This is a genomic window from Dyella japonica A8, from assembly GCF_000725385.1.
GTDB classification, from domain to species: domain Bacteria; phylum Pseudomonadota; class Gammaproteobacteria; order Xanthomonadales; family Rhodanobacteraceae; genus Dyella; species Dyella japonica_C.
On sequence record NZ_CP008884.1, the window covers coordinates 4,079,394 to 4,105,023 of the forward strand.

A 25,630-nucleotide genomic window follows, 5' to 3' on the forward strand; every position below is an offset into this window, starting at 1 on the left:
GCAGCTATCGGCCGCAAGCCGCGCAAACTGAAGGCTAAGCCTGCCGGCCGGCCTTCGAAAAAAATCTCAGCAAGTACCGATACTTAGGCGCAGCGGACCTTAGCCGCGACCGGGCTCGAGTCGCGCGGCGACGCTTGCACCCCGTTCCGTGCACGCCTCCATCCGGGCCATGCGCCCGGTGCCGGCGTACCCCAGATGCACCACCAGGTCCGGCGCGGGAAGCGCCCCCTGGCCGCGCTCCGGCCACTCGACCAGCACGATGGCGGCGGGGTCGGACAAGGCATCCAGCCCCAGCCATTCCAATTCGCCGGGATCGGCGATGCGGTAAAGGTCCAGATGCCACGCCGGACGCCCCTGGGCGCGATAGGACTCGACCAGGCTATAGGTCGGGCTCTTGATACGCTCGCCAACACCCAGTGCCCCCAGCAGCGCGCGCGCAAAGCTGGTCTTGCCGGCGCCCAGGTCGCCGTGCAGGTAAATCACCAGTCCACTGTCCAGTGCATCCGCCATGCGCGCGGCGAGCGCGGCGGTGGCTGCCTCGTCGGGCAGGTTCCAGCTTGGGTCCGTCATGATTCCCGTCCGTTGAGCAGCCGCCGCAGCGGATCCAGCAGGTCGGTGGCGATCAGGCCACGCTCGCCGCCGTGCCGCGCCGCCACGTCACCCGCCCGCGCGTGCAGTGAGACGCCCAGGCAGGCCGCCTGCCACGCGCCACAGCCCTGCGCGATCAGTGCGGCGATGATGCCCGTCAGCAGGTCGCCCATGCCACCGGTCGCCATGCCTGGATTGCCCCAGGGGCACACGGCAACGCGGCCGTGCGGATCGGCGACCAGGCTGCCAGCCCCCTTGAGGACGGCCACGGCGCGGTATCGGCGGGCGAGTTCGCGCACGGCGGCATAGCGATCTCTGCCGATGGTCGCCGTATCGCAACCCAGCAAGCGTGCGGCTTCACCCGGGTGCGGCGTGATCACGGCGCCGTCGCCCAACTCGCGCGGTTCGCGGGCCAGCAGGTTCAAGCCGTCCGCATCCAGCACCAGTGGCAGATGACTGTCCAGCGCGGTCAGCCACAGGGCATGCCCCCACGCGCCCTGCCCCAGCCCGGGGCCGACGGCGAGCACCGTGGCGCGCGGCAGCAGGGCTTCCAGCGCCTGCGGACCATGCACGTCGTGCGCCATCAATTCCGGCCGGGCGCTGTTGAGCGCGGTCAGATGATCGGCACGGGTCGCCACGCTGACCAGGCCCGCGCCGCCGCGCAATGCAGCCTCGCCACACAAGCGGACCGCACCCGCCGTGCCGTGATCGCCACCGATCGCCAGCACATGGCCGTTGCTGCCCTTGTGCGACTGGCGCGGACGCGGCGGCAAGGTCCACGGCTGCATGAGTCCGGCATCCGGCTCAAAACCGTGCCACAGCGTGTCGGTCAACCCCAGCGGTTCCCACTGCACGGTTCCGACGTAGCCCGGGGCCAGCCCGGTGAACAGGCCGCGCTTGAGCGCGATGAAGGTCACGGTGACGTCGGCCTGCACGGCAACGCCCGGGACGTCACCCGTATCGGCGTTCACGCCGGAGGGTACGTCCAGCGCGAGCACTGGCGCGCCCGTCGCGTGAATGCACTGAACCAGGCCAGCGATATCCGCCGTCAACGCACGCTGCAGGCCAGTGCCGTACAGCGCATCCACGTGCACGTCGACCAGCGGCAGCTCGATGCCTTCGCGCCAGGCGTGCACCGTGCCGCCGCCATGCTCGAATTCGCGGCGCGCGCGAACGGCATCGTCGCCACGGCTTTCGCCCCATGCGAAGACCTCCGCATGGATACCGGCTTCCCGGGCCAGTGCCGCCAGCAGGAATCCGTCACCACCATTGTTGCCGGGCCCGCCATATACCGCGATACGCCGTGCCTGTGGCCAGTGCTGGCGCAGGCAGACCAATGCGGCGGCGGCGGCCCGCTGCATCAGCTCGTAGCCAGGCACGCCGAGGTCGTCGATGGCACGACGATCGAGCGCCCGCACCTGTTCGACGGTATAGAGCTCATGACGATGTGGGGAGGCGGTCATGCGGGGAATTATAGGCATGCCGATGAAGTGCCCATGGGCAGACCACCTACAATAGGCGCATGTCCTCCGTTTCCACCTCACCCGCCGACTACGCCACGCTCGCGCTGGACATCAAGCGCTGGGCGCGCGAGCTTGGTTTTGCCGATTGCGGCATCGCCGGCACCGACCTGGGCGAGGACGAACTGCATCTCAAGCGCTGGCTCGACGATGGCCATCACGGCGAGATGGATTACATGGCGCGCCACGGCGACAAGCGCAGCCGCCCCGCGGAACTGGAACCCGGCACGCTGCGCGTGATTTCCGTGCGCATGGATTACATCCCGCCGGGCACGCGCAACGCCTGGAACGTGCTGCACGACGCCGAGGCCGGCTATGTCGCGCGTTACGCGCTGGGCCGCGACTACCACAAGGTCATGCGCAACCGCCTGCAGAAACTGGCCGAGCGCATCCATGGTGCCATCGGCGACTTTGGTTACCGCGCCTTCGTCGACTCCGCGCCGGTGCTGGAAAAAGCGCTGGCGCGCAACGCGGGCCTGGGCTGGATCGGCAAGCACACCGTGCTGATCCATCGCAGCGCAGGCTCGTATTTCTTCCTTGGCGAGCTCTACACGAACCTGCCGCTACCCATCGATGCGCCGGCCAGCGCACACTGCGGCAGCTGCCGGCGCTGCATCGACATCTGCCCCACCCAGGCCATCGTCGCGCCCTACAAACTCGATGCGCGACGCTGCATTTCCTACCTCACCATCGAACTGCGCGGCAGCATTCCCGAGGAGCTGCGCGAGCCCATGGGCAACCGCATCTTCGGTTGCGACGACTGCCAGCTGATCTGCCCGTGGAACAAGTTCGCGCAGGACGCGACCGAGCCGGATTTCGCGCCCCGGCACCGGCTCGACGGCGCCAAGCTGGTGGAACTGTTCGGCTGGAGTGAGCAGGAATTCCTGCAGCGTACCGAGGGCATGGCCATCCGTCGCACGGGTTACGAAGGCTGGCTGCGCAATATCGCCGTGGCCCTGGGCAATGCACCGCATTCGGACGAGGTTCGACAGGCCTTGCAGGCGCGTGCCGATCACCCGTCGGCGATCGTGCGCGAGCATGTGGCGTGGGCGCTGGCGCGCCAGTCCGCCTGAAGAGACCCTGTGGGAGCGCACCCTGTGCGCGACAATCGTCTGGCGAAGTCCGAGTCTTGCCGCGTCACCGTCGCGCACAGGGTGCGCTCCCACAGGGCATGGCGATTACTGGGCGGTACGACGCTCGTGGATGACGTCGATCAGCGCCTGCGTGGCCGAATCAAAAGCGGAGGCCCGGCTTGCGCCGCCCTCTTCGAGTGCGGGAAGAATCTGCCGCGCAATCGCCTTGCCCAGCTCCACACCCCACTGGTCGAACGCGTTGATGCCCCACAGATGGCCTAGCATGAACACCTTGTGCTCGTAGAGCGCGATCAGCGCCCCCAGGGTTTCCGGCGTCAGCGCGTCCAGCATCATCACGGTGCTCGGGCGGTCGCCCGGGAAGCTGCGCTGCGCGGCGAGAATGCGACGCTCCTCTTCCGTGCCGGACGTCGCCTCGGCAAGCGCCTCCTCGAAGGTCTTGCCAAGTGCCAGCGCCGCGGCCTGCGCGAGCAGGTTGGACAGCAGTGCATCGTGGTTGGCGCCCAGGTCGTGCGCGGGCTTCACCACGCCAATGAATTCCAGCGGCACGACGTCCGTGCCCTGGTGCAGCGCCTGGAAATACGCATGCTGCGCATTGGTGCCCACGCTGCCCCACACCACCGCCGAAGTGGACTGGGCGACATGCTGGCCCTGCGGCGTTACCTGCTTGCCCAGACTCTCCATCTCTAACTGCTGCAGATAAGAGGTGAGGTCAGTCAGCAGGTCCGCATAGGGCACCACGGCGCGACTGCCGCGTCCCTGGGCATTACGGTTCCAGTACTCCACCAGGCTGAGCAGCACCGGCAGGTTTTCCGACCAAGGCGCCGTGCGGAAGTGATCGTCGACCAACGCCGCGCCACGCAGCAATTCGTGGAAGTTGTACGAGCCGATGGACAGCGCCAGCGATAAGCCGACGGCCGACCATAGGGAGAAGCGGCCACCGACGAAATCCCACATCGGATACACCTGTGCGGCCGGCACGCCCCACTTTTCCGCTACAGCGACATTGGCGCTCACGGCAAGGAAATGGCGCGCCACGGCCGCCTTGTCGCCGTGGTAGGCGCGACTGATCCAGTCGCGCATCACGCCGCCGTTGAGCAGCGTTTCCTGCGTGGTGAAGGTCTTGGATACCACGATGACCAGCGTGCGCTTCGGGTCGAGCTGGTGCATCAGCTCATAGGCCGATTGGCCGTCCACGTTGGTGAGGAAGTGACTGCGCAGTCCAGGCACGTGGTACGGCGTCAGGGCGCGCACCGCCAGTCGCGGCCCGAGGTCCGAGCCGCCAATGCCGATGTTGACGATGTCGGTGATGCCCGGCGCCAGGCCGAAGGCACTGGCATCGCCGAGCTCGACGGCCTTCACCAGCGCGTCGATGCGCTTGAGGGTGGCGTCAATTTCGTTCAAGGCATCGCGCGGGGCCGGCGAAGGCAGTCGCGAGCCAGAGGCACGCAGTGCCGTATGCAGCACAGCGCGGTTTTCGGAGGTATTGATCGGCGCGCCCGCGAACATGGCGTCCCTCGCCGCCTGCCAGCCGGAGGCTTCGACGTGCGCGCCAAGGGCGTCCAGCGCCTGCAGGTCGAGCTTCTGCCGGCTCAGGTCCAGCAGAACCGGGCCAAGGCGGTGTCGCAGGCGTTTGCCGCGGGCGGCGTCCTTCAGCAAGTCACGAAGATGGGTACCGGCAAGGCGGTCGACGTGTTCTGCCAGGAAGGACGGACGGCGCTCGGGCGACATGGGATCTCATGCGTGGCTTGGAGAGATCCCGATCTTACGCAGCTTTTCGCGCCGCGCGCCAGCAGATTTGTTGCGCCGCACCCATGCGCCGCCCGGGGGCGGCGCTGGTGTTATCAGGCGGCGGCCATCTGCTTGGGAATGGAGCGATTGGTATGCGAAATGGCGTTCTTCGCATCCACGTACACCAGCGTCGGCTGGAACTGCTCCACCTCGGCCTCGGAAAACTGGGCGAACGCGGCGATGATGATCAGGTCGCCCGGCTGCGCGCGATGCGCGGCGCTGCCGTTCACCGAGATGATGCCGGAGCCTTCCTCAGCGCGCAGCGCGTAGGTGACGAAGCGCTTGCCGTTGTTGATGTTCCACGCATGGATCTGCTCGTACTCGCGAATGCCGGAGGCATCGAGCAGGAGGCCGTCGATGGCGATGGAGCCTTCGTAGTGAAGCTCGGCATGAGTCACCGTGGCGCGGTGGATCTTGCACTTGAGCATGTTCAGGTTCATGACTTCAGTTTCCGGCAGGGACAGCCCGCGTAGCTCACCATTATCCAGCCGGGATACGTCGCATCGCAACATCGCCCCGGCAAGCCCCAGATGGGGGTGGTCATTCGAAAGGCAAGTTGTCGATCAGGCGGGTGGTGCCCAGCCGTGCCGCGATCAGGGCGACCAGCCCCTCGGTCTCGCCCTCGCCCGGCTCGCCGAGATCCTCGACGCGGCGGATGGCGGCGTAATCGGGCTCGAACCCGGCCCGGGCCAGCTTGGACGCGGCGGCCTGCTCCACCACCGGCCAGGCATGGCCCTTGGCGATGAGCTCCCGCATCTGCTGCAGGGTGGCGTAGATCTGGGGGGCCAGGGCGCGCTGCTCGGGGGTCAGGTACTGGTTGCGCGAACTCAGCGCCAGGCCGTCGTCGGCGCGCAGGGTCGGCGCCCCCATGATCTTCACCGGCAGCGACAGGTCGCGGACCATGCGCTCGATCACCTTGAGCTGCTGGAAATCCTTCTGGCCGAACACGGCCAGGTCCGGCTGGACCAGGTTGAACAACTTGCACACCACGGTGGCGACGCCGTCGAAGTGCCCTGGGCGACGGGCGCCCTCCAGGGTTTCGGTGAGCAGCGGCACGTGGATGCTCACGCTTTGCTCCGCTCCGAACGGATAGAGCGTGGCCACTTCCGGGGCGAACAGCAGGTCGCACTCCTGCTCGGCCAGGCCGACCTGGTCCTGCACCAGCGTGCGCGGGTAGCGCTCGAAGTCTTCGTTCGGGCCGAACTGGGTCGGGTTGACGAACACGCTCGCCACCACGCGGTCGGCGCGGGCGCGGGCCAGCTTGATCAGCGAATGGTGGCCGGCATGGAGGTTGCCCATGGTGGGCACGAAGCCCACGGTAAGGCCCTGGCCGCGCCATCCGCGGATGACGGCGCGCAGCGCCGCGGCATCTTGCACTGTCTGCATGTTTGCTTTGCTCTGTCGCTTCAGTCGAAGCAGTGTTCCGGCGCCGGGAAGACGCCATGGCGCACGTCCTCGGCATAAGCCGTGATCGCCGCTCCCACAGAATCGCGTCCTGCGAGGAAATCCTTGCTGAATTTCGGTCGTTTGCCCGGCGTGACGCCCAGCATGTCGTGGATCACCAGCACCTGGCCATCGCAATGCGGGCCCGCGCCGATGCCGATGGTCGGGATGGAGACGGCGCGCGTGATGCGCTCGCCCAGCGCGGTCGGAATGCCTTCGAGCACCAGCAGGTCGGCACCGGCGGCTTCCACCGCCCGCGCCTCGTCGACCAGCCGGTCCGCGGCGCTCTGCTCGCGCCCCTGGATGCGGAACCCGCCGAACTTGTGCACGGACTGCGGCGTCAGGCCTAGATGCGCACACACGGGGATGGCACGTTCGACCAGCGCCGTGATCACCTCGAGGATATGCGGCGCGGCGCCTTCGATTTTCACCATCGCGGCACCGCCCTCGCCCACCAGTTGCGCGCCTGCTTCCAGCGCGTGCGCCACGTCGCGATCGGCCATGAACGGCAGGTCGGCGACAAGCAGGGTGGCGTTGAGCCCGCGCGCCACGATGCTTGTGTGATAGACCATGTGGTCCAGCGTGACCGGCAAGGTGCTCTTGTGGCCCTGGATCACCATGCCCAGCGAGTCGCCCACCAACGCGATATCGATGCCGGCCATTTCCAGTTGCGCCGCGAAACTGGCGTCATAGCAGGTGAGCATGACGATGCGACGGCCTTCCGCCTTCATCGCGCGCAGCATCGGCACGGTGACCGGCTTGCGCGTGGGTGCGTTCGCTTTTTGCGCGTACACGGGGATTCCCTAGAACGGAAGCAGGCGCGGATTATCCCGCGTGGAACGTGAAGGGCTCAAGGCAGGCGCTCGCAACCGGCCACATCGACGGCAGCCAGCAGATCCGCCACGCGACCCTGCCCCGGCAGCAACAAACCCGGCGCCATGGCATGCAACGGCAGCAGCACGAAAGCCCGGTCGGCAATGCGCGGATGCGGCAGTGTCAGCCGGTCGTCGGACAGCACCACGCCATCCATGTGCAGCAGGTCCAGATCGAGCGTGCGCGGCCCCCAACGCTCGCCATCGCGCACGCGCCCGGCGGCGCGCTCGATGCCCAGCAGCGCATCGAGCAGATCGTGCGGCGACAACGTCGTATCGATGCGCCCCACAGCGTTGATGAAGGCGGGCTGGTCCAGCACGCCCCACGGTGGCGTCAGAAACAGCGGCGAGCGCTCGAGCAGGCGCGTGTGCGGGAGGCGATCGAGCGCATCGAAGGCCCCCAGTACCTGACCGCGCGCGTCACCGAGGTTGCTGCCCAGCGCAATGAATGCTTCGGTCACGCCGGATCCGACTTGCCGCCCTTCTTGGACGCCGGTTTGCGACGGCGGCGCCTGCGCGGTTTGGGCGCGGCGGCCACCTCGTCGTTCGCACCGCTTGACCCACTGCCCGCCAGCGCGGCGGCGAGGGTTTCGGGCGGCAACTGCTGGGCATGCGCCCACCATTCGCCCAATTGCCGCACGGCCTGCGACTCCGCCGCACGCAACACCAGGAAATCGAAGGCGGCGCGGAAGCGCGGATGCGCCATCAGGCGGAACACCCGCTTGCGCTGCACCTGCTCAAAACGCGGCTGCAGGCCCCAGATTTCTTCCATGGTGAGGGTAAAGCGCCGTGGAATGGCCACACGCTGGCACTGCTCGGCGATGACGTGCGTCGCCGCACGCTCCCACGCCACCACCGGCTCCACGCCCTTGGTCATCCAGGTGTGAGCCAGGTCGCGCACCTCGCCCCATAGCAGCACGGCGAACAGGAAGGCCGGCGTCACCGACTTGCCTTCGGCGACGCGCGCGTCGGTATTGGCGAGCCCCTGCTCGATCAGCGAGCGCAAGGCCTCGTCGCCGCGCTTCAAGGCGCGGGCCGTGGCCGGGAACATGAACTTCAGCAGGCCGGTCTGCTCGAGCATGTGGAAGCTCTTCAGGCCATGGCCGGCAAGGAACAGCTTGAGCGACTCGTCGAACAGGCGCGCCGGAGCCGCCTCCGCCAGCAGCGGCCCGAGCTCGGCGAACGGCGCGGCCGCGGCCGCATCGATGCGGAAGTTGAGCTTGGCGGCCAGTCGCACGGCGCGCAGCATGCGCACCGGGTCTTCGCGGTAGCGGGTGGCCGGGTCGCCAATCAGGTGCAGCACGCGGTTTTCCACGTCCTGCATGCCGCCGACGTAGTCGCGCACCGAAAAGTCGCTGATGTCGTAGTAGAGCGCGTTGACGCGGAAATCGCGGCGCAGTGCGTCTTCCTCGATGGTGCCCCACACGTTGTCGCGCACGATGCGGCCGTCGACGATGTGGCGGTCGCCCTCGCCTTCCTCCTCGCCAGTGCCGCGGAAGGTGGCCACCTCGATGATCTCCGGCCCGTAGACCACGTGGGCCAGGCGGAAACGGCGCCCGATCAGGCGGCAGTTGCGGAAGAGCTTCTTCACCTCATCGGGCGTGGCGCTGGTGGCCACGTCAAAGTCCTTGGGGTGCCCGCCCAACAGCAGGTCGCGCACGGCACCGCCCACGAGGTAGGCCTGGTAGCCGGCCTCGTTGAGGCGGTAGAGCACGCGCAGCGCTGCCTTGCTGATGTTCTTGCGCGAAATCACGTGCTGCTCGCGCGGAATGATGCGCAGTGCAGGCGTGGCGTTGGTCCTTGCGTCGTGATTCAAGCGGTTTGGATCCTTGCAAGCGCAATGCGCTATTCAAAGCGATCAGTCGCGGCACCGTTCCGCCGCATCCACATCCGCCCAGTTCCCACGGAGCTGGCGGTCGTCCCGTCCGGCCGGGCCGGGAGCCCCCGAGGGCATTGCCGGGCGAAACAATTCCGCTATACTACCGCGCTCCGGTGCATTTCGCTCCCTTCGTCTAGTGGCCTAGGACACCGCCCTCTCAAGGCGGGAACACGAGTTCGAACCTCGTAGGGAGCGCCACTTCCGGCCTGGCACGGGCCGCGTCCTTCCAACAACAGGCGCGCGACAGCATGACTTTTGTCGTTACCGACAACTGCATCAAGTGCAAGTACACCGATTGTGTCGAAGTTTGTCCCGTCGACGCCTTCCATGAAGGCCCCAACTTCCTCGTGATCGATCCGGATGAGTGCATCGACTGCACCCTCTGCGAGCCCGAGTGCCCGATCAACGCGATCTATCCCGAGGACGACGTTCCGGCGGGCCAGGAATCGTTCGTGGCGCTGAATGCGGAGCTGGCCAAGAGCTGGCCGGTAATCACCGAGCGCAAGGACGGCCTGGCCGACGCCAAGGACTGGGAAAACAAGCCCGGCAAGCTCGGCCTGCTCGAGCGCTGATCCGGCCCGGCCGGGTTCAGGCCAGCACGTTCAGGCCCGCGCCTCGAATCCCGCCATGCACGCATAAAAAAACGCCGCCCCAGGGCGGCGTTTTTCATGGGCCGGGGTGGCAGCGGATCAACCGCCGCCCATGCGACCCTTGAGGGTATCGATGACCTTGGCCACGGCGCCGGCATCGCCCTGCGCGCGCACTTCGCTGGCCTTCGCGCCACTGGAACCGATGGTCAGCGTCACCTGGTGCGGCGCAGCGCCCGGGGCGTCCGCGCTCTGCTTGGACTTGCCGTTGAACATGCTGCTGAAGAAACCCTTCTTCTGGGCCGGCTGGTCGGAAGCCACCACGCTCAGGGTATAGGTATGGGCAGCGTCGTCATGCGCCACCACCTGGCCGATGTCGCCATTCTCCAGGGCCTGGCCCACGCGCTGATAGGTGTTGTCGATGTTGTCGTTCAGCACGAAGCCGTCGGCGATCTGGCCGCCACTCTGACCCGTGCGGGCCGTGGCGCCGTTGGAGGTCGGGTTATTGGCGCCCGGCTCCGGAATCACCAGCGCAGCACTGGTGGACGGCGTATCCAGGCCCGGCGGGATTTCCAGCGGCGTTTCCTGTTTGGCGGTTTCCCAGGCCTTCTGCGAACGGAACATGCCGCAGCCGGAGAGCAGCAAGGCGGACAGGGCCAGTACCGGCAGGGCCACGACAAGCGGGGATTTCTTCATGTAAGCAGGTTCCGTAGGAGTATCAGTTGCCCGAGATATCAGGCCGCATTCGCCAAGGATGCCAGACCCGCCAGCGCTTCGCGAAGTCGCGAGCGATCCGGACCATCCTCCAATTCCACCAAAGGCAGGCGCGGCGTCGCCAACCCCAGTCCCAGCGACGGCAGGCCGGCCTTCACCGCGATCGGGTTCGGTGCGCAGTTGAGCGCCGACACCAGCGGGGCCAAAACCTCGTCGCAGCGCTGCGCCTCGCCCCTGTCACCGGCGGTCGCCGCATCGCACAGCATGCGGAACGCACGAGGCACGAGATTGGCTACCACCGAGATGGTTCCCGCCGCGCCGGTGAGCATGGCCTTGCAAGCCGTGCCGTCGTCGCCGGAGAGATAGACGAAATCCGGGCGCGCAAGTTCCGCGATGGCACGAATCCGCTCATCGGTGCCCAGCGCTTCCTTCAGGCCCACGATGGACGGATGGTCACGCAGCACGGCCACCGTCGCCGGCAGCAGATCGCAACCGGCACGGGCGGGCACGTTGTAGAGCAGTACTGGCAGGCCGCCGTGGTCCGCCACTTCCAGGTAATGGCGACGCAGGCCTTCCTGCGTGGGGCGCACGTAGTAAGGCGCCACCACCAGCGCCGCATCGGCGCCCAGAGCCTTCGCGCGGCGGGTAAGCGCCACGGTCTTGGCCGTGCCCGCCTCGCCGGTGCCGGCAATGACGGGAATGCGCCCGGCCACGCGCTCCACGGCGAAGGCGAGCAGGCGCTCGTATTCGTCATGCTCGAGCATGTGCGCTTCGCCGGTAGAACCGGCAACGACGACGCCTTCGGTGCCGCCGGCGATCTGGTAGTCCAGCAGCTTCCCGAAGGCCGCGAGATCGAGCGCGCCATCCGCCGTGAACGGCGTTACCAGCGCGCAGATGCTTCCGCGAATGTCCAAGACCGACTCCGGCTGAAAATCAAACCCCGCATGTTACTGGAAAAGGCTCTTACGCCAATACAAGACGGCGCCCGGGCCCTTCGGCGCCAGGAACGATCAGATCCGGCTGACGGGGGTTGCCCCGCGCCGGCGCAAGATTTCCCGATCCCGCCCCACGCCCCGCCCGCCTTACTTGCGGCGCTCCTCAGGCGGCCAGTAAGCTCGCCGGATATGTTTCTGACCCGCTTCGTGCGGCGCCGCCACAGGTGGACTCCTTGAACCGTTCTTCCGCGCGCACGGGCAGCGACAACCAGCTGCTCATCCAGACGCTGACCCCTTCCCCTCGCGCGCCGCTGCTGACGCTGGCCAAGCGCATCGCCGAAGCCGGGTGCAACCTGGCCGACGCCCGCGTGGCGTCGATCGGCGCGGATACGTCGCTGACGCTGCTGGCCACCGGCTCCTGGGATGCCGTGGCCAAGCTCGAGACCGCGCTGGCGAAGGTGTCCCGCGATGAAGACCTGCGGCTGTCGTTCTACCGCACGGGGCCGCGCGAACACCATTCGCACCTGCTGCCCTACCTCATCGAGGTCATCTCGGCCGACCGGCCGGGCATCCTGGTGAAGATCATCGACTTCTTCGACCGCCGCGACATCGTGATCGAACAGCTCAGCTCGCTGCGCTACCAGGCCATGCAGACGGGTGCGGACATGTTCCAGGCGCAGATCACCATCGGCATTCCGGCGGCGACCCATATCGCGGCGCTGCGTGACGACTTCCTGGAGTTCTGCGATGGCCTGAACCTCGACGCCATCATGGATCCGGTGAAGTTCTGACCGGCGCGCCTGGCGCCCAAAAAACCGTATTTCCGGCGCGCCGCGCCGGGCCCTTGAGCATGCTCTCCAGGGCGATCCCCCGCAAGGGCTGTCATTCGCCGCCGCACGCGCTAGTCTCTGCGCCGAGGGCAGCACCGGAGAGGCATGCATGCAGCAGGCGGGTCGAGTCGCACCGATCACAGGGCGCACGCCAGTCGCCTTTACGCCTTCCTCCGCTGCCCCGTTCCCCTCGATTCATTGCATTCAGTCGGAGCCGGCCACGGCTTCGCAGGAGAACCCATGCCCGAAGTTGGCAAGAAAGTCCCCAAGCTCAAAGGCACGACCGGCGACGGCAGCGAACTGAAGCTCGACAGCCTGAAGGGCCAGTGGGTGGTGGTGTACTTCTATCCGAAGGACTCGACGCCCGGTTGCACCACGGAGGCCAAGGATTTCCGCGACCTCTACCCCAAGTTCAAGAAGCGCCATGCCGAGGTGATCGGCGTTTCGCGCGATTCGGTGAAGTCCCATGCGAACTTCGCTACCAAGCAGGAACTGCCGTTCCCGCTCGTTTCCGACACTGACGAAACCTGGTGCAACGCCTTCGACGTGATCCACGAGAAGGTGCTGTACGGAAAACGTCACATGGGTGTCGTACGAAGTAGCTTCCTGATCGATCCCGAAGGCAGGCTGGCCCAGGAATGGCGCAACGTGAAAGTTACCGGGCATGCCCAGGCCGTGCTCGACGCCATTCCCGCCCAGTGACCCCTGATCGCTCCTTTCGCCACGCCGCCGCCCGCCCCCGGGGACGGGCATCCGCCGGTGCGCGTGGCAAACCGGCCGGGTTGGCCGGCTCCCCGCGGCATGCCCCATGCCGCGGTTCATCCACCTCGCACGCCCAAGAGGTCTCTTCCGTATGACCGGAAGCAAGCGCATCTACGCTCTCGACACCAATGTGTTGCTGCACGATCCGACGTCGCTGTTCCGCTTCGAAGAGCACGATGTCTTCATCCCGATGACGGTGCTGGAGGAACTGGACGAGAAGAAGAAAGGCGCCTCGGAAGTCTCGCGCAACGGCCGCCAGGTCAGCCGTTTCCTCAATGAACTGATCGAACGCGGCAACGGCCACGGCATCAGCAACGGGCTGGAGCTGGTCAGCCCGGAAGGCGTGAACCTCAAACGCAGCGCAGGCGTGGGCCGCCTGTATTTCCAGCAGCGCACCACCAACGGCCACGGCAAGGCGGATAACCTCATCCTGTCGGCCGTGATCGAGCTGCGCGACCAGAACCCCGATCGCCAGGTCGTGCTGGTCACCAAAGACATCAACCTCCGCATCAAGGCCAAGATCTACGACATCCATGCGGAGGACTACGAGAACGACCGCGCCCTCGATGATTTCAACCTGCTCTACACGGGCTCGAAGGAGCTGCCGGAAGACTTCTGGAACAAGCACCCCGAAGTGCAGTCGTGGAACGAGCGTGGCCGCACCTTCTACAAGCTCGACCGCCGCGAGGACGAGGACTGGCACCCGAACCAGTGCCTGTTCCTGCCCGGTGACAACAGCGTGGAACTGCGCGTGCTGCACGTGGACGACACCCGCGCCACGCTGGTGCTGCTGGATGACCACAGCCACTCCAACCACGCCGTGTGGGGCATCGCCGCACGCAACCGCGAACAGAATTTCGCGCTCAACGTGCTGATGGATCCGGACATCGATTTCGTCACCCTGCTCGGCACCGCCGGCACCGGCAAGACGCTGCTCGCACTCGCGGCGGGCCTGGCGCAGGTGATGGACCAGCAGCGCTACCGCGAGATCATCATGACGCGCGCCACCGTGTCCGTGGGCGAGGACATCGGCTTCCTCCCCGGCACGGAGGAAGAAAAAATGACGCCGTGGATGGGTGCCCTCACCGACAACCTCGAAGTGCTCGCCAACCCCGAAGAAGGCGGCAGCTGGGGACGCCAGGCCACCAACGACCTGCTGGCCTCGCGCATCAAGATCCGCTCGCTCAACTTCATGCGTGGCCGCACCTTCCTCTCGCGCTACCTGATCATCGACGAGGCGCAGAACCTCACACCCAAGCAGATGAAGACACTGATTACGCGTGCAGGCCCCGGCACCAAGATCGTCTGCCTTGGCAACGTGGAGCAGATCGACACGCCTTACCTCACCGAGACCACGTCCGGCCTCACCTATGCGGTTGACCGCTTCCAGCATTGGGAGCATTCGGCGCATATCACGCTGCGCCGGGGTGAGCGTTCGCGACTGGCGGATTTTGCGTCGGAGGCGTTGTAAGGGATTGGCCGGCGCCCCGGCAGGCATGCCGGGGCGTTGCCTGGAAGACGTTATGGATCGACGGCAACCCTGTGTGTACATCTTGGCGAGCGGCCACAATGGCACGCTCTACGTCGGTGTGACCAGCGACTTGGTCAAACGCGTCTGGCAGCACAGAAATGAGGTGATCGAAAGCTTTACCTCGCAGCATCACGTGCACAACCTCGTCTGGTACGAGCTGCACGAAACCATGGAGTCGGCCATTCTTCGGGAGAAGCGGCTAAAGGACTGGAAGCGAGCTTGGAAGTTGCGACTTATTGAAGGCGAGAATCCCAAATGGGCTGATCTTTACCCAACGCTGCTGTAACTGGATGACCAGCCATTCGGCTGTTGTAAAGCGCCTCCGGCCTGCGCCGGAATGACGATCAAGAGCAGGGGTTTCGAAAACCTCACACGCTTTGGCTTTTGCTCGTCATTCCGGCGCAGGCCGGAGGCGCTTTACAACAGCCGAATGGCTGGTCATCCAGTTGCGACCACGTGAGGTACTACGATAGCCCCTCACTGCCCTTGACTCACCATGCCATGCCCCATGCCTCCCCGCCCATCGCCCTCACCATCGCCGGCTCCGACTCCGGCGGCGGCGCCGGCATCCAGGCCGACCTGAAGACCTTCCACGCACGCGGCGTGCATGGCCTCTCCGTCATCGCCGCCATCACCTCGCAGAACACGCGCGGCGTCACCGCGGTACACACCGTTCCCACCAAGCACATCCACAGCCAGCTTGAAGCTATCTTCGACGACTTCCCCATCGGTGCGGTGAAGACCGGCATGCTGGGCAGCGCCGCCGTGACCCGGCTGGTGGCGAAGGAAATGCGCGCGCGCAAGCCGGCATGGCTGGTGGTCGACCCTGTGATGATCTCTACCAGCGGCGCACGCCTGCTCGACGAGGACGCCGTGCAGGCGATGGTGGAACAACTGATTCCACTGGCCGACGTGCTCACGCCGAACCTGCCGGAAGCCGAGGCACTGCTGGGCCGCAAGCTGCGCAAGGCCAAGGACTTCGACAGCGCCGGCGAGGCACTGCTCGCCCTCGGCGCGCGGGCCGTGCTTCTCAAAGGCGGCCACTCCGACGAGCGCGAGGTCGTCGACCGCCTCTACGACGAGCGCGGCGTGATGGAGCTGCGCCATCGCCGCCTGCCCATCGAGGGGCATGGCACCGGCTGCACGCTGGCTTCGGCCATCGCGGCGGAGTTGGCCAAGGGGCAGGCACCCCGCTCAGCCGTGCGCCGCGCCGTGGCCTACGTACAACGTGCGCTGGAACGCAGCTACCGCCCGGGCGGAGGGCAGGCCCATGTGCTCGGCCATTGATGTGGCAAATCCGCACGCCGGCTGAACCCCCGGCCAGGCGCTGCGGCGTTCACGGAGTAGAATGACCACTTCCGCTCCGTCGCCATCCCATGCATCCATGATCCTCGCCCCGCGCCTCGTGCTGTTGGCTCTTTTCGCACTGTTCGTGCTGTGCGTGCTGTTGGTGCACCTGCGCGGCCGCGCCAAGCTTCGCTTCGATCGCCAGCTGGTGGATCACTCGGCGGTGTTCGCGCCGTACAACCTGCTGATGTATGCGTTTTCCGCCGTGCCGGCCAAGCCCATCCTTGATCGCCGCGGCTTTCCTCAGCTCGATCTGCTGCAGGCCAACTGGCAAGCCATCCGCGAGGAAGCCCTGCACCTGTTCGACGAGGGCTACATCCGCGCGGCGGAAAAGAACAACGACGCCAGCTTCAACAGCTTCTTCAAGCAGGGCTGGAAGCGCTTCTACCTGAAGTGGTACGGCGAGCCGCTCGCTTCCGCCGAGGCGCTGTGCCCCAGGACGGTCGCCCTGCTCAATTCGATCCCGAGCGTGAAAGCGGCCATGTTTGCCCTGCTCCCGCCCGGCAGCAAGCTCAACCCGCATCGCGATCCGTTTGCCGGTTCGCTGCGCTACCACCTCGGTCTGATCACCCCGAATTCGGAAGAATGCCGCATCTTCGTCGACGGCGAGATCCACAGCTGGGGCGACGGCAAGGACGTGGTGTTCGACGAGACCTATGTGCACTGGGCGGAGAACCGCACCGACCAGACCCGCGTGATCCTGTTCGCCGACGTGGAACGCCCGCTGCGCACGCGCTTCATGAATGCGATCAACCATCGCGTCGGCGCCTTCATGGGCAAGATCACCGCCTCGCCCAACACGGAATCCCCGGAAGAGAAGACCGGCTTCGTCAACCGCGTGTTCGCCATGAACCAGCGCAGCCGTGAGCGCAACCGGGTCTTCAAGAAGAAATTCCCCAAGCTGTTTCGCGCCGTGAAATACGTCGGCATGCTGGCAATCCTCTGGATCCTCTTCGCCGCTCCCTGGCCCTTCTTCGGCTGAGCCGTCACGAACCATGACGTTCGCGCGTCCATGCAGTGTCAGCCCTTAGGAGAGCCTCATGGACCACGCCACCGCCACCTTCCAGAAACACCGCCCCCGCCTGCTGGGGCTGGCCTACCGCATGCTCGGCACCCAGGCGGATGCCGAAGACGTACTGCATGACGCCTGGCTGCGCTGGCACCAGCAGGATGCCGATGCGCTGGACGATGCCGAAGCCTGGCTGGTCACCGTCACCACGCGGCTATCGCTGGACCGCCTGCGCCGCGCCAAGACCGAGCGCCAGCACTACACCGGCCCCTGGCTCCCGGAGCCGCTGGTGGAGGAAACGGAGCAGCCCGAGGCCGAACTGGAGCGCGTCGAAAGCCTCAGCCTGTCTTTTCTCGCCCTGCTGGAGCGTCTGAGTCCGGAAGAGCGCGCCGCATTCCTGTTGGTCCAGGTGTTCGATTACAGCCACGCAGAAACGGCCGCCATGCTGCAGATCGCCGAAGATGCCTGCCGCCAGCGCGTGCACCGCGCGCGCCAGCGCCTGCGTGAAGGCCGCCCGCGCTTCACGCATTCCCCGGATGCCCAGCGCCGGCTGCTGGAAAAATTCCGCGATGCGCTGGAAAGCGCCAGCGTCGAATCGCTGCAGGCGCTGTTCGCGGAAGATGCGGTGCATCTGGCCGATGGCGGCGGCAAGGCCACGGCAACGCTCAGGCCACTGCACGGCGGCGAACGCCTCGTGCGGCTGTACGCCATCATCGCCCAACGCTACCGCCACCTTTCCATCGTGCACCGCCTGCAGTGGCTCAACGGCGCGCCGGCGCTGCTCACCTGGGTGGATGCCAGGCTCGCCACCGTGGCGTGGATCGAAACCGACGGCGAGCGCATCACCAGCATCCACTCGCTGCGCAACCCGGAAAAACTCGCTCGACTGGAAGCTGTCACGAATCCGCAGGCCGGCGCGTCCTTGGTTTGAAACGGCCACCGTGGCCGCCTACCAAGGAACCCGCCATGTCCAAGCGTCTCTCTTTCATGAAGTATCCCCAGGCCATGAAGCCGCTGTTCGACTTCAGTCAGGGCGTGCACGAGAGCGGGCTGGAACGCCCGCTCGTGGAACTGGTGCTGATGCGCGCTTCGCAGATCAACGGCTGTGCGTTCTGCATGGACATGCACAGCAAAGATGCGCGAGCCGCTGGCGAAACCGAGCAGCGCCTGTACATGTTGCCCGGCTGGCGTGAAGCACCCTCGGTCTACAGCGAACGCGAAAGCGCCGCGCTGGGCTGGACAGAAGCCGTCACGCGGCTGGGCGAGCACGGCGTGCCCGATGACGTCTACGACCGCGCCCGCGCCTCCTTCAGCGAGGAAGAGCTGGTCGGCTTGACGGTGATCATCGGCATGATCAACACCTGGAACCGCATCAACGTGGCGTTCCAGACACCGGCAGGAAACTACAAGCCCGCCGCGAAACAGGCGGCCTGATACCGCGATCAGGCGGGCCCGGATGCCGGGCCGCGCATCTCCGGGGCGGCCCGCAACGGCCGCCCCTCCCTTTCGAGGGCGTGCAGGTCGATGTGCCTGACGGAAACGGGCCGGTAACGCTCGTCGAATGCCACATCGCCCGGCACCCAGCCGGCGCGGCAACGGATGGCGCACCACCAGCGCCGCAACGTGGTCCATTGCTGGCCGGCCATGCCATGGCGGTTATCCGCATCCACCATGGGATCGCATACGCCCGTGGGGCGCACCGCCCGGCCATAGAGCGCCGTGCCGAACAGGATGTCCCAGATCGGGAAAACGAAGGCGTAGTTGCAGGCGTGCAGCGTGGGTTGGTCCGGATCCACCCGCATGTGATGGAGCCGGTGATAGCGCGGATCCACCAGCACGCGCCCCAGCACCGGGCCGAAATGCAGGCGGATGTTGGCGTGCCCCAGGTTCTGCAGCAGCTCGCCCATCAGCACCAGCAGCGCGTACTCCGTCGGCGCTACACCGATGAGCACGCCAACACCGGCGACGATGAGCGCTTCGAGCAGATCGTCCAGGTAGTGGTCGCGATCATTCGACCAGCAACTGAGTTGGCGCTGGCTGTGATGCAGGCTGTGCAGCGCCCACCACCACGGGATCTGGTGCTGCAACCGGTGCACCACGTACAGCACGAAGTCGTAGATGGCGTAGTAGACCAGGAACAGCACGAGCGGATGCCCCGCCAGCCATGGCACACCCTGCTGGATGCTCACCAACCCGGCGCCGTCGCCGTTGCTGTCTCCTCCCATCCATTGATTGAGGGGAAACAGCACGAGGTAAGTAAACAACGGGAGCACCACGAACAACTTGATCAGGGTGTAGCGGCCATCGATGGCCGTCGTGCGGCGTTGCTCCCAACGCTCGGCCGGCCATACCGATTCCAGCGGACGCAGCACCAGCGCAATGATGGCGACCTGCGCGATGGTGAGCAAAAAATAGCGGGCGATGTCAGATGCCTGGCTGTCCAGCCACGACAGATGCAGCCATTGCAGCACGGGATGCACGGCGTGCGTGCACGTCCAGGCAAGCATCGAGGCCCACGGATCTGCCCATGCAGCCATCGCATCGGGACTCCGGCATATGGGATCCGATTCTACGTCCGCACCCACGGCACGATCTTGCCGCACGAAACTGCGCTCATCGGCCACAAGCCTTGGACGCGCGCACAAAAAAAGCCCCTCTCTCGCGAGAGGGGCTTTCAGGGTCGATCGTCGCTCAGGCCTTGACGCGCTTGACGATGGCGTCGCCAAAGCTGGTCGTGGTGCCCTTGCCGCCGATGTCCGGCGTGACGCTGTCGCGGTCGTTGGTCATGGTGTCGCGGATCGCGTTACGCACCTTGTCGCCCTTGTCGACCATGCCGAGGTGGTCGAGCATGTCGGCGGCAGCGAGCAGCAGCGCGCACGGGTTGGCGATGCCCTTGCCGGCGATGTCCGGAGCCGAACCGTGCACGGCCTCGAAGATGGCCGCCTCGGTGCCGATGTTGTCGCCCGGCGCCAGGCCCAGGCCGCCCACCAGGCCGGCGCACAGGTCGGACAGGATGTCGCCGAACAGGTTGGTGGTGACGATAACGTCGAACTGCTCCGGCTTCATCACCAGCTGCATGCAGGCGTTGTCAACGATCATCTCGCTGAACTCGATCTGCGGGTATTCCTTGGCGATCTCGCGTGCCACGTTGAGGAACAGGCCCGACGCGGTCTTGATGATGTTGGCCTTGTGCACGGCCGTCACCTTCTTGCGGCCCTTCTTCACGGCCAGTTCGAAGGCGTAGCGCACGATGCGGCTGGAGCCCTTGCGGGTGTTGCGGATCATCGAGATGGCGGTTTCGCCGTCTTCGGACAGGGTCTGGCCTTCGGACAGGTACGCACCTTCGGTGTTCTCGCGCACCGTGATGATGTCGATGTTGTCGAAGCGCGCCTTGGTGCCCGGGAAGCTGATCGCCGGACGCACGTTGGCGTACAGGTCGAAGTGGCGGCGCAGGGTGACGTTGATCGAGGTGAAACCGCCGCCCACCGGGGTGGTCAGCGGGCCTTTCAGGGCCACCTTGTGCTTGGCGATGGCGTCGAGTGTCGGCTGCGGCAGCAGGTCGCCGCTCTTCTCCAGGGCAACCATGCCGGCATCGACGAACTCGTAGGACAGGCCGCAGTCCAGGGCATCGAGCACGCGCAGCGTGGCGTTCATGATCTCGGGGCCGATACCGTCGCCCGGAATCACGGCAATGGTCTTGCTCATGGGGACACTCCTTGGGATATGAATCGAGCAACCCTGTGGCGGGGGACGACAGGGTTGTAAATCCCGTCAATTATCCCCGATGAGCCGTACCGCGGCCAGAGCGGAAAGCCCGGCCACCGTTGCAAATCCTCGCATGCAGCATTGAATAAACTCGCACGCGTCAACGGGACGGCAAGAGTCTGCGGGGCGGCAAGGAGTCACCGCCCCGCCCACGTGGCCTCAGACGTGGCTGGCGTGGTCCGCCGCGGGCGTGGCGCCCTCGCCCGACTCCAGCTGGTCGAGGAAATCGACCGCACGGCGCAGGTGCGGTATCACGATGGAGCCGCCCACCACCAGGCCGACGCTGAAGGTTTCGAAAAATTCCTCGCGGGTCACGCCCGCTTCCTTGCACTGGGCCACGTGGTAGCTGATGCAGTCGTCGCAGCGCAGCACCATGGAAGCCACCAGGCCCAGCAGCTCCTTGGTCTTCACGTCGAGTGCACCGGGCTTGTAGGTCTGCGTATCGAGCGCGAAGAAGCGCCGGACGACCTGGTTGTCTTCCGACAGGATGCGTTCGTTCATGCGCTGTCGGAAGGCGGTGAATTCGGCGACGCGGTCCTTGCTGCCCTGATCCGTGGTGTTGCTCATGCGGTGGTCTCCAGCAGCTCGGCCAGCTTGCCGCTGCGGTCGGCGGCCACAAGGTCGTCGAAACCACCCACGTGGTGGTCGTTGATGAAAATCTGCGGCACGGTACGGCGGCCACCGCTGCGCGCCAGCATCAACTCGCGCTGGGACGGGTCCAGATCGATGCGCACCTCGGTCCACTCCAGCCCCTTGGACTTGAGCAGGTTCTTGGCGGATACGCAGTACGGACACACCGCGGTGGAATAGACCTCAATCTTGGGCACGACACACTCCGAAAAACGGGAAACCCCATAGCGCCCCAGATGGGGTCGCCGGCACGGTAAACAACGGTGAAGACAGGTGAACTGACGCCGTAAGCCGGTGTCAGTAATGGTATTGTCGCTGACCTGGGCATGCGGCACCACGCCCTGCCCCGGCCGGACCAACGAAAGCGAATCACATGACCACGCATAGCCTGCGGGCAGGAGGCCCATGAGCCGTTTCACCCCCACCCGCCTCCTGACGGCCCTGGTCTGCGCCGGTCTCACCCTCGGTGCGTCTGCGCAGGACAAGGACGTGCGCCTGCCCGACCTGGGCAGTTCGGCCAATGCGCTGATCTCGCCGCAGGAAGCCCAGGACTACGGCGCGGCCATGCTGCGCCAGATGCGCGCGCTGGACATGGTGCTCGACGACCCCATGCTGGACGACTACATCAACGACCTGGGCTACCGCCTGGTGTCGGGCAGCGAGAAGCCCAAGGAGCACTTTTCCTTCTTCATCGCCAAGGACAACATCATCAACGCGTTTGCCGCGCCCGGCGGCTATATCGCGGTGAATTCCGGCCTGATCATCATCACCAACAACGAGAGCGAACTGGCGGGCGTGATCGCCCACGAGATCGGCCATATCACGCAGAACCACCTGCAGCGCGCCTTCGAGGCCTCCAAGAAGGACACGCCGCTGATGGCGCTGGTCCTGCTGGGGGCGATTGCCGCGGGTGCCGGCGCCGGCGCGGGCGACGCTGCGGGCGCCATCTTCATGGGCGGCCAGGGCCTGCTGATGCAGCGCCAGATCAACTTCACCCGCAAGGATGAAATCGAAGCCGATCGCGCGGGCATCCAGACGCTCGCCAACGCCGGCTACAACCCCGACGCCATGGCGGCCTTCTTCGGGCGCATGGAAGACACCTTGCGGGTCGGCTCCGGCGGCGACCTGGGCGGTGTCCCGGCGCTGCTGCAGGACCACCCGGTCAGCATGGACCGCATCAGCGACGCCAAGGCCCGTGCCGGCGCGCTGGTCGCCCGGCAGAAGCAGCGCCCCAACGGCTCCACGCTGGACAAGGCTCAATGGGAAAAGAGCACCGCGCCGATCGCCTTCGTGAAAGATCCCACCTCCATCGCCAGCCGGGATGCCAAGGGAGGGCTGGATACGTACCTGCTGATGCGTGAACGCGTACGCGTGCTCTCCGGCGATGCAGGAAAACTCGCCAGCTATTACGCCAACAACCTGCAGGGCGAAGCCGGCTTCGACACGCCATCCAACCGTTATGGCTACGCGCTGGCGCTCATCCGCAGCAACCGCGGCGCCAAGGCCGTGGACGAACTGCAGCCCCTGCTCACGGCGCACCCGGACAATCCGATCGTCCGCGTCGCCATGGCCGACGCCAAGCTGCAGGCGGGCCGGCGCGCCGAGGCGCTGGCGATCTACACCGAGCTCAACCGGCAATCGCCACGCAACCGCGCCATCGCCATGGGCTACGCCAAGGCGCTGACCGAAGGCGGCACCCAGGATGAGGCCAGGCAGGCGGCGGCCATGGTGATGCCCATGCTGGACAACAACGACGAACCAGAGCTCTACCGCACCTACGCCCGCGCCGCCGAGAAGGCGGGCGACCCCGTGCGCTCAGGCGAGGCCTATGCGGACGCCGCCTACCTCTCCGGCCGCCCGTTCGATGCGATGGAGCAGCTCAAGCGCCTGCAACAGCGCCCCGACCTGGACTACTACGCCCGCGCCCGCATCCAGGCCCGCATCAACGACCTGACGCCGCTGGTCATGGAGCTGCGCAAGCGCAAGATCCAGACCGACGACAACCCGGATGGCCGCAGCCAGCAGTTGCAGAACGGGGAGAATTGCCAGGGACGCCTGTGCTTCAGCGCCACCAATGCGGTGCGCTGATTTCGCCTTGCCGAGAGACTCCGGCCACGTCGTCATGTTGTGACGACGTGAAATGTCATCTGGGCGTAACATTGGACCGTTGCAATAATTGCGTCATAGCCCTCTCCCAGCGGACTTAACGCGTGCACAAGCGCATCCTGATCGTCGAAGACGAAGCTTCGATCCGCGACATGGTCGCCTTCGCCCTGCGCAAGGCCGGCATGGACGCCATCCACGCCGCCGACGCGCGCGCGGCCCAACTGGCCATTGCCGAACAGGTACCGGACCTCATCCTGCTTGACTGGATGCTGCCCGGTACCAGCGGCCTCGACCTGGCGCGCCGCCTGCGCAAGGAAGAACTGAGCCGCGAAGTACCCATCATCATGCTCACCGCGCGCGGTGAGGAGATGGACCGCGTGAACGGCCTGGAAGCCGGCGTGGACGACTACGTCGTCAAGCCCTTCTCCACCCGTGAGCTGGTCGCCCGCATCAAGGCCGTGCTTCGCCGCAGCCAGGGCGACGACGGTTCGGGCATGGTGGAACTGGGCGGCCTGCGCATCGATGGCCCGGCCCACCGCGTGTTCGCCGGCGAAGAGCCGGTGACCATCGGCCCCACCGAATACCGCCTGCTGTACTTCTTCATGACGCATCCCGAACGCGTGTACTCGCGTGCGCAGCTGCTCGACCACGTGTGGGGCGGCAGCGTGTACGTCGAAGAGCGCACGGTGGACGTCCATATCCGTCGCCTGCGCAAGACACTCGAGCCGTGGAAGCTGGACGACATGGTGCAGACCGTGCGCGGCGCGGGTTACCGCTTCTCCGCCAGCGTCTGAGCGTCTGACCGGCATCCCTTCGGGCATGCCGGCCGGGCTTCAAGTTCCTATTGCGGGAACGCATGCTTTTGCCGATGCTGGCGGACCGCTGGCCTCGGCACTTTCAAGCGAACTTCCCATGCCAACTACCTTTGACCGCTCCTGGAAGCTGCCGGCCATCATGGTCGCAGGGCTGCTTGCGGGCGCGTTCGTCGGATGGCTTGCAGGAGGCCGCGCGGCCGCTGGTTTTGCGCTGGTCGCCGTCGTTGAAATCGTCTTTCTCCTGACCCGAATCCGTCATCAAGCAAACCTCATGATGGCGCCCGATTCGTCGCCGACCTCTCTCAAGCATGACCGTTTCATGACGCGTTCCCGCCGCATCGCCTCCAGTCTGCGCGACCTTCGCAGCGCCGCCGGCACCCTGCCGGATGCGGTCGTCCTGCTCGACAACGAGCAGCACGTCCGCTGGTTCAATCACGCCGCCGAAGACCTGCTCGGGCTGCGTCGCCCGCAGGATCGCGGCGCGCACCTGGACGAACGCCTCAGCACGACTGAACTCGCCACCTGGCTGAAGGAAGGCGCGCGCGAACCGCTCAACGACGTCGCGGCGCCGGGCCATCCGAACCGCCACATCAACGTGACGCTGTTGCCGTTCGGCCGTCGCCAGCGCCTGCTGCTTGCGCGCGACATCAGCCACCTCACCCGGCTGGAACAGATTCGCCGCGACTTCGTCGCCAACGTGTCGCACGAGTTGCGCACGCCGCTCACCGTCATCCACGGCTACCTTGAGCTGATCGATCCGGAAGACGTGCCGGAACTCGCGCCCGTGCTCAACGAGATGCGCGCGCAGTCCAAGCGCATGGGCCAGATCGTGGAAGACCTGCTCACGCTGTCGCGCCTGGAAACGCAGGAGCACGTGCAGGACGAGCGCGTGCAGATGACGCCGCTGCTCGCCACCATCCGCAAGGAGGCCGAGGCACTCAGCCAGGGCCGCCATCAGATCACCGTGGAGTCCACCGCCGAGGCCGACCTGCTGGGCTCGGTGAAGGACCTGCACAGCGCGTTCTCCAACCTGGTGAGCAACGCGGTGCGCTACACGCCCACGGGCGGGCGCATCACCATCCGCTGGCGCCGCAGTTCGGAAGGCGCGGTCTACTCCGTTACTGACACGGGTTACGGCATCCCGGCCAGCCACCTGGCCCGCCTCACCGAGCGCTTCTACCGCGTCTCCTCCAGCCGCTCGCGCGAAAGCGGCGGCACGGGCCTGGGCTTGTCCATCGTCAAGCACGTGCTCAACCTGCACCAGGCACGCCTGGACATCCAGAGTGAGCCGGGCCAGGGGTCGACCTTCTCCTGCTGGTTCAGCAACGAGCGGCTGATGGCGCCGGGAACCACCGACCCGGATTGAACGCCTCCCGGAAGCGCCTTGAGGCGTTTCCGACGGCCAGCCTGAACGG

General features: G+C 66.2%; 28 protein-coding genes and 1 tRNA gene. 14 read left to right on the forward strand and 15 right to left on the reverse strand.

Translation table 11 applies throughout. The annotated features are described in order from the left end of the window. Window positions 1-99 precede the first annotated feature (99 nt). Window positions 100-570: a tRNA (adenosine(37)-N6)-threonylcarbamoyltransferase complex ATPase subunit type 1 TsaE gene (gene tsaE, locus HY57_RS17170; RefSeq protein ID WP_019465489.1), complete on the reverse strand. Its 471-nt coding sequence runs from the start codon at window positions 568-570 to the stop codon at window positions 100-102. Then, a complete protein-coding gene (locus HY57_RS17175) occupies window positions 567-2,051 on the reverse strand; it encodes a bifunctional ADP-dependent NAD(P)H-hydrate dehydratase/NAD(P)H-hydrate epimerase (protein ID WP_019465488.1) in 1,485 nt (494 codons plus the stop codon). Before HY57_RS17175 ends, tsaE begins: the two co-directional genes overlap by 4 nt. A 59-nt stretch (window positions 2,052-2,110) precedes the next feature. Between HY57_RS17175 and queG the strand changes: the two genes are divergently transcribed. Continuing rightward, window positions 2,111-3,181 carry a tRNA epoxyqueuosine(34) reductase QueG gene (gene queG, locus HY57_RS17180; protein WP_019465487.1) on the forward strand — a complete coding sequence of 357 codons (1,071 nt, stop codon included), beginning with the start codon at window positions 2,111-2,113 and terminating at the stop codon, window positions 3,179-3,181. Window positions 3,182-3,286: 105 nt separating this feature from the next. On the opposite strand, the gene pgi is transcribed toward queG, so the two are convergent. The 6 genes from pgi to pcnB all read right to left on the reverse strand — a co-directional run bounded on the left by pgi (window position 3,287) and on the right by pcnB (window position 9,121). Further along, entirely contained in the window at window positions 3,287-4,930 is a 1,644-nt protein-coding gene (gene pgi / locus HY57_RS17185) for a glucose-6-phosphate isomerase (protein WP_019465486.1), read from the reverse strand. 113 nt (window positions 4,931-5,043) lie between these two features. Continuing rightward, window positions 5,044-5,430 carry an aspartate 1-decarboxylase gene (gene panD / locus HY57_RS17190; RefSeq protein WP_019465485.1) on the reverse strand — a complete coding sequence of 129 codons (387 nt, stop codon included), beginning with the start codon at window positions 5,428-5,430 and terminating at the stop codon, window positions 5,044-5,046. Window positions 5,431-5,530: 100 nt separating this feature from the next. Next, window positions 5,531-6,376, reverse strand: a complete 846-nt coding sequence (gene panC / locus HY57_RS20985; protein ID WP_019465484.1) for a pantoate--beta-alanine ligase — start codon at window positions 6,374-6,376, stop codon at window positions 5,531-5,533. A gap of 20 nt (window positions 6,377-6,396) precedes the next feature. Beyond that, the gene (panB, locus tag HY57_RS17205; RefSeq protein ID WP_019465483.1) at window positions 6,397-7,227 is read right to left on the reverse strand and encodes a 3-methyl-2-oxobutanoate hydroxymethyltransferase; all 831 of its coding nucleotides are present in this window, start codon (window positions 7,225-7,227) and stop codon (window positions 6,397-6,399) included. 56 nt (window positions 7,228-7,283) lie between these two features. Next, window positions 7,284-7,766: a 2-amino-4-hydroxy-6-hydroxymethyldihydropteridine diphosphokinase gene (gene folK / locus HY57_RS17210; protein WP_019465482.1), complete on the reverse strand. Its 483-nt coding sequence runs from the start codon at window positions 7,764-7,766 to the stop codon at window positions 7,284-7,286. Beyond that, window positions 7,763-9,121 carry a polynucleotide adenylyltransferase PcnB gene (gene pcnB, locus HY57_RS17215; protein WP_019465481.1) on the reverse strand — a complete coding sequence of 453 codons (1,359 nt, stop codon included), beginning with the start codon at window positions 9,119-9,121 and terminating at the stop codon, window positions 7,763-7,765. The genes folK and pcnB overlap by 4 nt, the downstream gene beginning before the upstream one ends. A 185-nt stretch (window positions 9,122-9,306) precedes the next feature. Between pcnB and HY57_RS17220 the strand changes: the two genes are divergently transcribed. Both HY57_RS17220 and fdxA read left to right on the forward strand, forming a co-directional pair. Further along, window positions 9,307-9,382 (forward strand) — tRNA-Glu (locus HY57_RS17220). A 50-nt stretch (window positions 9,383-9,432) separates the two neighbouring features. Next, window positions 9,433-9,756, forward strand: a complete 324-nt coding sequence (gene fdxA / locus HY57_RS17225) for a ferredoxin FdxA (RefSeq protein WP_026033958.1) — start codon at window positions 9,433-9,435, stop codon at window positions 9,754-9,756. A gap of 117 nt (window positions 9,757-9,873) precedes the next feature. Here fdxA and HY57_RS17230 read toward each other — a convergent pair whose 3' ends face one another. After that, entirely contained in the window at window positions 9,874-10,467 is a 594-nt protein-coding gene (locus tag HY57_RS17230; protein ID WP_019465480.1) for a hypothetical protein, read from the reverse strand. Window positions 10,468-10,505: 38 nt separating this feature from the next. After that, on the reverse strand, window positions 10,506-11,399 hold the full coding sequence (gene dapA, locus HY57_RS17235; protein WP_019465479.1) for a 4-hydroxy-tetrahydrodipicolinate synthase: 894 nt from the start codon (window positions 11,397-11,399) through the stop codon (window positions 10,506-10,508). Window positions 11,400-11,644: 245 nt separating this feature from the next. On the opposite strand from dapA, the gene HY57_RS17240 reads away from it, so the two are divergent. The 8 genes from HY57_RS17240 (at window position 11,645) to HY57_RS17275 (ending at window position 18,333) form a co-directional block, all read left to right on the forward strand. Further along, the gene (locus HY57_RS17240) at window positions 11,645-12,211 is read left to right on the forward strand and encodes a glycine cleavage system protein R (RefSeq protein ID WP_019465478.1); all 567 of its coding nucleotides are present in this window, start codon (window positions 11,645-11,647) and stop codon (window positions 12,209-12,211) included. Between the two features lie 279 nt (window positions 12,212-12,490). Beyond that, window positions 12,491-12,952 carry a peroxiredoxin gene (locus HY57_RS17245; RefSeq protein ID WP_019465477.1) on the forward strand — a complete coding sequence of 154 codons (462 nt, stop codon included), beginning with the start codon at window positions 12,491-12,493 and terminating at the stop codon, window positions 12,950-12,952. Between the two features lie 151 nt (window positions 12,953-13,103). Continuing rightward, window positions 13,104-14,483, forward strand: a complete 1,380-nt coding sequence (locus HY57_RS17250; protein WP_019465476.1) for a PhoH family protein — start codon at window positions 13,104-13,106, stop codon at window positions 14,481-14,483. A 52-nt stretch (window positions 14,484-14,535) separates the two neighbouring features. Then, window positions 14,536-14,829 (forward strand): GIY-YIG nuclease family protein, encoded by a 294-nt coding sequence (locus tag HY57_RS17255; protein WP_019465475.1) that lies wholly within the window; start codon window positions 14,536-14,538, stop codon window positions 14,827-14,829. A 215-nt stretch (window positions 14,830-15,044) separates the two neighbouring features. Further along, window positions 15,045-15,830 (forward strand): bifunctional hydroxymethylpyrimidine kinase/phosphomethylpyrimidine kinase, encoded by a 786-nt coding sequence (gene thiD / locus HY57_RS17260; protein WP_019465474.1) that lies wholly within the window; start codon window positions 15,045-15,047, stop codon window positions 15,828-15,830. A gap of 97 nt (window positions 15,831-15,927) precedes the next feature. Next, window positions 15,928-16,872 carry an aspartyl/asparaginyl beta-hydroxylase domain-containing protein gene (locus tag HY57_RS17265; RefSeq protein ID WP_019465473.1) on the forward strand — a complete coding sequence of 315 codons (945 nt, stop codon included), beginning with the start codon at window positions 15,928-15,930 and terminating at the stop codon, window positions 16,870-16,872. Window positions 16,873-16,930: 58 nt separating this feature from the next. Then, entirely contained in the window at window positions 16,931-17,830 is a 900-nt protein-coding gene (gene sigJ / locus HY57_RS17270; protein ID WP_019465472.1) for an RNA polymerase sigma factor SigJ, read from the forward strand. A 35-nt stretch (window positions 17,831-17,865) separates the two neighbouring features. Further along, on the forward strand, window positions 17,866-18,333 hold the full coding sequence (locus HY57_RS17275; protein ID WP_019465471.1) for a carboxymuconolactone decarboxylase family protein: 468 nt from the start codon (window positions 17,866-17,868) through the stop codon (window positions 18,331-18,333). An 8-nt stretch (window positions 18,334-18,341) separates the two neighbouring features. Here the strand turns inward: HY57_RS17275 and HY57_RS17280 are convergent, their stop codons facing one another. The 4 genes from HY57_RS17280 to grxC form a co-directional block, all read right to left on the reverse strand. After that, entirely contained in the window at window positions 18,342-19,436 is a 1,095-nt protein-coding gene (locus HY57_RS17280; protein ID WP_019465470.1) for a sterol desaturase family protein, read from the reverse strand. A 154-nt stretch (window positions 19,437-19,590) separates the two neighbouring features. After that, window positions 19,591-20,604 carry an isocitrate dehydrogenase gene (locus HY57_RS17285; RefSeq protein ID WP_019465469.1) on the reverse strand — a complete coding sequence of 338 codons (1,014 nt, stop codon included), beginning with the start codon at window positions 20,602-20,604 and terminating at the stop codon, window positions 19,591-19,593. A 219-nt stretch (window positions 20,605-20,823) separates the two neighbouring features. After that, window positions 20,824-21,231, reverse strand: coding sequence for a carboxymuconolactone decarboxylase family protein (locus HY57_RS17290; RefSeq protein WP_019465468.1), 408 nt, complete (start codon window positions 21,229-21,231; stop codon window positions 20,824-20,826). Beyond that, window positions 21,228-21,491, reverse strand: a complete 264-nt coding sequence (grxC, locus tag HY57_RS17295) for a glutaredoxin 3 (protein ID WP_019465467.1) — start codon at window positions 21,489-21,491, stop codon at window positions 21,228-21,230. Before grxC ends, HY57_RS17290 begins: the two co-directional genes overlap by 4 nt. A gap of 208 nt (window positions 21,492-21,699) precedes the next feature. Here grxC and HY57_RS17300 point away from each other — a divergent pair, with 208 nt between their 5' ends. Then, on the forward strand, window positions 21,700-23,382 hold the full coding sequence (locus tag HY57_RS17300; RefSeq protein WP_019465466.1) for a M48 family metalloprotease: 1,683 nt from the start codon (window positions 21,700-21,702) through the stop codon (window positions 23,380-23,382). 122 nt (window positions 23,383-23,504) lie between these two features. After that, window positions 23,505-24,194 (forward strand): phosphate regulon transcriptional regulator PhoB, encoded by a 690-nt coding sequence (gene phoB, locus HY57_RS17305; protein WP_019465465.1) that lies wholly within the window; start codon window positions 23,505-23,507, stop codon window positions 24,192-24,194. Window positions 24,195-24,297: 103 nt separating this feature from the next. On the opposite strand, the gene HY57_RS22180 is transcribed toward phoB, so the two are convergent. Then, window positions 24,298-24,474 carry a hypothetical protein gene (locus HY57_RS22180; protein ID WP_019465464.1) on the reverse strand — a complete coding sequence of 59 codons (177 nt, stop codon included), beginning with the start codon at window positions 24,472-24,474 and terminating at the stop codon, window positions 24,298-24,300. A gap of 12 nt (window positions 24,475-24,486) precedes the next feature. Between HY57_RS22180 and phoR the strand changes: the two genes are divergently transcribed. Next, the gene (phoR, locus tag HY57_RS17310; protein WP_019465463.1) at window positions 24,487-25,581 is read left to right on the forward strand and encodes a phosphate regulon sensor histidine kinase PhoR; all 1,095 of its coding nucleotides are present in this window, start codon (window positions 24,487-24,489) and stop codon (window positions 25,579-25,581) included. The last annotated feature ends 49 nt before the right edge of the window (window positions 25,582-25,630 follow it).